8 protein-coding genes are annotated in these 5,501 nt (G+C 34.4%); 7 read left to right on the plus strand and 1 reads right to left on the minus strand.

The features are described from left to right. A partial coding sequence (locus AC1DTM_RS17295) for an LUD domain-containing protein (RefSeq protein WP_477000558.1) occupies nucleotides 1-180 on the plus strand: 180 nt, incomplete at its 5' end. 195 nt (nucleotides 181-375) lie between these two features. Here AC1DTM_RS17295 and AC1DTM_RS17300 read toward each other — a convergent pair. Further along, complete coding sequence (locus tag AC1DTM_RS17300; protein ID WP_106408173.1) at nucleotides 376-510, minus strand: sporulation protein YjcZ; 135 nt, start codon at nucleotides 508-510, stop codon at nucleotides 376-378. Nucleotides 511-666: 156 nt separating this feature from the next. Here AC1DTM_RS17300 and AC1DTM_RS17305 point away from each other — a divergent pair, with 156 nt between their 5' ends. From AC1DTM_RS17305 to AC1DTM_RS17330, 6 genes are all read left to right on the plus strand, one after another. Further along, nucleotides 667-1,254, plus strand: a complete 588-nt coding sequence (locus tag AC1DTM_RS17305; protein ID WP_016104093.1) for a TetR/AcrR family transcriptional regulator — start codon at nucleotides 667-669, stop codon at nucleotides 1,252-1,254. 87 nt (nucleotides 1,255-1,341) lie between these two features. Beyond that, entirely contained in the window at nucleotides 1,342-1,818 is a 477-nt protein-coding gene (locus AC1DTM_RS17310) for a PH domain-containing protein (RefSeq protein ID WP_000371347.1), read from the plus strand. Then, complete coding sequence (locus AC1DTM_RS17315) at nucleotides 1,811-3,241, plus strand: PH domain-containing protein (RefSeq protein WP_088098784.1); 1,431 nt, start codon at nucleotides 1,811-1,813, stop codon at nucleotides 3,239-3,241. Before AC1DTM_RS17310 ends, AC1DTM_RS17315 begins: the two co-directional genes overlap by 8 nt. A gap of 229 nt (nucleotides 3,242-3,470) precedes the next feature. Continuing rightward, nucleotides 3,471-4,124, plus strand: a complete 654-nt coding sequence (locus AC1DTM_RS17320) for a DUF975 family protein (protein ID WP_002158990.1) — start codon at nucleotides 3,471-3,473, stop codon at nucleotides 4,122-4,124. 217 nt (nucleotides 4,125-4,341) lie between these two features. Next, nucleotides 4,342-4,803 (plus strand): hypothetical protein, encoded by a 462-nt coding sequence (locus tag AC1DTM_RS17325; RefSeq protein WP_016104096.1) that lies wholly within the window; start codon nucleotides 4,342-4,344, stop codon nucleotides 4,801-4,803. After that, on the plus strand, nucleotides 4,800-5,069 hold the full coding sequence (locus AC1DTM_RS17330; RefSeq protein WP_016104097.1) for a CPCC family cysteine-rich protein: 270 nt from the start codon (nucleotides 4,800-4,802) through the stop codon (nucleotides 5,067-5,069). The genes AC1DTM_RS17325 and AC1DTM_RS17330 overlap by 4 nt, the downstream gene beginning before the upstream one ends. Nucleotides 5,070-5,501 lie beyond the last annotated feature (432 nt).

Here is a 5,501-nt window from a genome sequence, read left to right on the forward strand (position 1 = left end):
GTACCAAGATTAACCCATGCTACAAAACTGATTCATGATCAAAATAAAGCGGGAGAAAAACTGCCCGCTTGTGTGAATTTCGTTTCTGGTCCGTCAAATAGCGCGGATATTGAAATGAACCTTGTCGTAGGTGTACATGGGCCAATTAGAACAGCCTATATTATTGTGGATGATCAATAATGATTTACATGTGCGACAGAGCACGAAATATAGCTGAAGCATTATAAGAATACTGAAAATAGAAAGCGCTGGCTGTTAAATATAACCGGGGCTTTTTATTTTGTGTGCCCTTATTGGTGAAGAAACCTTAAGAAGGAAAATTTTAATCTGTTTCAGTTTTCTACGCTACTATAACTAATTGAATTGTGTCTTTTCTTAGAAGCTAAGCACACTATAACTAGCTCCRATTATAATGAATACGATAAAGAGCAGAATGAGTAATAAAAGCCCACTACTACCGCTCTTACCATCTTCACCATCGCCGCTACCACCTTTACCGCCAGATCCCATATGAAAATCCTCCTTATCGTTATACATTGTTTTTACTTTATATTTTTCTWGGTTCATCAAGAAGTTCCTTTTAAAACTCTAATTAACTTGCAAATCATTCCTTTTCATTTTACAATTTACTTACCGACCGGTAAGTAAAAATAAAAGAGGTATAGTATGACAAAAAATTTACAAACATCGCAGCACATTGTAGATGCATCATTTAAACTAATGGCAGAGCACGGCATTGAGAAGATGAGTCTTTCAATGATTGCGAAAGAAGTAGGCATATCAAAGCCAGCTATTTATTATCATTTTCCGTCTAAAGAAGCGTTAGTTGATTTTTTATTTGAAAAAATTTTTTCTGGGTATCATTTCGCAAATTACTTCGTTATAGAACAATATACGAAAGAAAACTTTGCAGAAAAGTTAATTGCGGATGGTTTACATATGTTGTCGGAGTATAGAGGTCAAGAAGGTATATTACGCGTTATAAATGAATTCATCGTAACTGCGACGCGAAATGAAAAGTACCAGAAACGCTTATTTGAAATACAAGAAGATTTCTTAAATGGATTTCACGATTTATTGAAGCAAGGTGTGGAACTTGGTGTTGTGTCACAACATGCAACTGAAGAAAATGCGCATACGTTAGCGCTCGTTATTGATAATATGAGTAATTACATATTAATAGGATTTCAGTTAAAGTATAAAGAAATTTGGATTCAAAATGTGAAAAATGTAATGATAATGAAGGAGGAATAAATAATAAATTTTCAATTTTATGTAAAGTTATGTAAAATATAGATTGAGACAATTCATATATTAGATTAATAGATTTGGAGTGGTTACATGGATCCATTGAAAAATGAAATTCATCCTGACATGGTCAAGGTGTGGAAAATTCGTGCTGTAATTGAAGAAGGGATAGGTATTCTCGTCATCTTAGTATACCTTTTCCTCATGATAAAGTTTGATTGGTGGGCGTGGATTTTGTATGTGATGGTTGGGTTAACAGTTGCGCTAGCACCATTTTCGTACTTCGTATTCCCGAAACTGCGTCAACGTTATTACAGCTACCAACTAAATGAAGAAGAGCTTGAAATTCAGCACGGTCTTTTCGTTGTAAAGCGCGTATTAGTACCGATGATTCGTGTACAGCACGTTACAATTGAACAAGGGCCAATTATGAGAAAACATGGATTAGCAGAATTACATATTTCAACGGCAGCAACTTCTCATAGCATTCCCGGCTTAACGATGTATGAAGCAGAAATGCTGAAAACGAGAATCGCAGAATTAGCGAAAGTGAGTGATGAGGATGTATAAGAGGCAGCATCCAATCACGATGTTATTAGAATTAAAAATAACAGACTTTATACCATTAATTATTTTCATGTTTAGTTTAAACGGAAAGTTCCCATTTTGGTATTTAATTCCCGCTGGATTCGGTTTACTCACCGTTTTTTCAGCGTTTGAAAAATGGTATTACACAACATACTGGGTTGAAAATAACGTATTACATGTGAAACAAGGGCTCTTTGTGAAGAAGGAGAGCTACTTAAATAAAGAACGTGTCCAAACGATTAATACGAGTTCAGGCATGCTGTATCAAGTGTTAGGACTAAAGAAAATTAAAATTGAAACAGCTGGCGGAGGCGATGATGCAGAAGTTAGCTTAGCTGGTATTACAGTAGAAGAGGCGACTGAGCTTATTGCAATGCTAAATGAGCCAACGCCAGAAGTGAAAGCAGAAGAAACATCAGAAGAAGTAGTAGAAACAGAAATTATTACAGAGGAAGAACAAGCGACAGAGTACAAGTTAACGTGGAAAGAAATTTTATTAGCGTCTATTACATCTGGTCAATTTGGATTATTATTCTCTTTAATATTTGTCGTTTATAACCAAGTGGATGAGTACATTCCGAAATGGATAAAAAATAGCGTAGAGTCGTATGTAATGGATCATGATATATACGGCTGGATTTACATGGTAGCCATTTTGCTCGTCGTTTCTTGGATTATATCCACAATTGGTTACGCGTTAAAACATGGTAATTTCACAGTGAATCGAAAAAATGATGAAGTTCGTATTTCGCAAGGGTTACTTGAAAGGAAAGAACTTGTACTAAAATTGCACCGTATTCAAGGGATTACGATAAAAGAAAGTATTTTACGTCAACCATTCGGTTATTGTGCTGTGCAAGTAGAAGTCATTCAAAGTGAAGGAAAAGAAGAAAAAGTTACGCTACATCCAATTATTCGAAAAGATCGCGTGCAACAGTTACTCGCACATTTACAATTACCATACGAACTGAATACAAATATTATTTCATTACCAAAAGCAGCATTACGGCGCTATCTCATTGATAGTTTCATCTTCTTCGCAATGCTAGCAATCCCGCTGACGGGAATAAGCATATACTTTGAAAAGTATTACATCATGTGGGCGTTATTACCGCTCGCTATCCTTATCTTTACACTTGGATACGCAACATTTAAAACAAATGGTTATGGTGTAACCGGAGAGCAAATTACAATGGTACATCGTAGTATTGGGAAACATACAGGACTTGTAAGAAGAAGACACGTCCAATCAATTGAAAAAACACAATCATATTTCCAGCGCCGGGCAGATTTATGTACGTATACGTTTTCTAGTGCATCATCGAACTATAAACTAGAGCATACGAGAGTAGAAGATGCGGAGAGAATGCAGGATTGGTATAAGAAGAGAATAAGTGAGAATTAATTTGGAATGGCTTGCCTAGTATGAAAGGCAGGCCTTTTTGTTATAGAAAAATGAGTAGTTTGCAATTGGACTAGGTTTTCTTTAGTGTAATTTATATATGGGTGCAAATACAGATCACATTTCTCAATACGTATCAGAAAAAAGGTTGTATCCTTCTATTTCAGGGAAATTCGTGAAATTTTTGATATAAATGGTATACTAATATAGAAATAATAGTAGGAGGTTATATATGATAAGTCAGTTGAAAAGAGAAGCACTTGATGCATTAAAAGGAAAATGGGGATTAGCGGTAGGTGCAACCTTATTACTTGGAATCCTTATTGGAGCTGTTGAACTTCTAATCACAGGTGTTTTCTCGATGTTTTGGGGTTGGAAAGAAGCAAGTGATTCGCTTACAGTAAGTATTATTGCAATGCTTGTTATCGGTCCGTTAACAATAGGCGCCTATTATCTTGTTTTAAATGCAATCCGTGGGACTAGTGTTCGCATCGGTCATATATTTAGATGGTTTAGCGATGGAAGTAAGCTTATGAAGTCGTTTTTAACATATTTATTAATGTATGTATACTTGATTCTATGGACATTACTTCTTATTATTCCGGGTATTATTAAATCATTTTCTTATTCTATGACGTATTTTATTTTGAATGATCATCCAGAATACACAGCGAATCAAGCAATTACCGAAAGTCGCCGTATGATGAATGGACATAAAATGGATTACTTTTTACTATGCTTAAGTTTCCTTGGCTGGTTCCTTTTAAGTATTCTTACCTTAGGAATCGGTTTCTTATGGTTAGCACCTTATTTCTACGCGACATCGGCAGCATTTTATGAAGAGATTTCAAAAGAATATTATAAAAAAGAAGGTACTACCTTCTAATAAACACCTAAACCACCTATCCCCTAAAGAATATAGGGAACAGGTGGTTTAGGTGTTTTGATATGTGTTCTGTTTTCGGGTTCACTTCAGGACAAGGTATAGGTTTTTATATAGAAATTCTTCCCTCTATGTTTTATCATAGAGGGTTATTTTTTTATGTAAAAATGATAGAAAATAATGAATAATATATGTAAAGGAAAAAGTGAGGTGAATGAGAGTGAGCAAATTTTTAATTCCGTATTCATTTTCTATATTAAGTTTCTTTATTTCAGTAACGGTACTTGATTTATATGATAGGATGGGGAAAAATAATGAGATGACTTCGCCGAACATACTTGGAAAGGTAATTCAATCTACTGCGCAAATGGGAGTCCTTACATTGTATTTCGGAGTACCTATTATTTTAGGTGGATGTCTTCTTGGAGAGTTATTATTTAGAGGTATCATTTTACGATTTAAATTAAGCTATATTATATCTTTATTATTATATCTACTTTTAGCTTTTAGTATTGTTTTTATCTTTTTGTCTGTAATGGTAGGAGTTCCAGCTGCATATGAAGAAGTTCGTACTCTTCAAATGATGTATTTCATAGGGATAACTATGATTTGCGCTGTTACCTTCTTTGTGAACCGGAATATATGGGAGAAAAAACAAGTTAATAATGGAGTGACAAAATGAAAAAATACACGTGTCCATGCTGCGGATATAAAACATTAGAAGAAGAACCACCAGGCACATATGAAATTTGTAACATATGTTATTGGGAAGATGATCCTGTTCAGTTTAACGATCATGACTATGAAGGCGGAGCAAATAAGGCCTCGTTAAGGCAAGCGCAGAAAAATTTCATTGCGTTTGATGCTTGTGAGGAATGTTGTGTGGGATTAGTTAGAAAACCGACTAGCGAAGATGTGAAGGATGCTAGTTGGAGACAAATTTGTTAAGTCGTTTATAGGTAGAAAATGTTATTACTTATAGAAAGAGAAGTAATAACATTTTTTATTTAGTGATTAAAGAATTGGCACCGTTTTACAAAATAAAAAACTAAAGATGATAAAGTAATAGGAAGGCCAGTTTTAAAAAAGGCTTCTAAACTATCTATTGGAATATTTAGGGTAAAAGGTTATAATTAACATTTATCAGTTTATGATTACGATAGATTTTGTGAAATGAATCACAAAAGGTCGAGGTACTACGATTTAGTTTAATCAGAAAGAGGAGAACGTATATAAATATGAAGATTATAAAAATCGCAACAATAAGTATGATTGCAGTAGGGTCTCTTGCTATTTCTTCAAGTTCATTAGCTGAAATTGAACATGCAGCTAATAATAAAATCGATTCTACACAATACACAGTAGAAGAGGAACATGTTC

Source organism: Bacillus sp. P4_D3 (assembly GCF_056401855.1).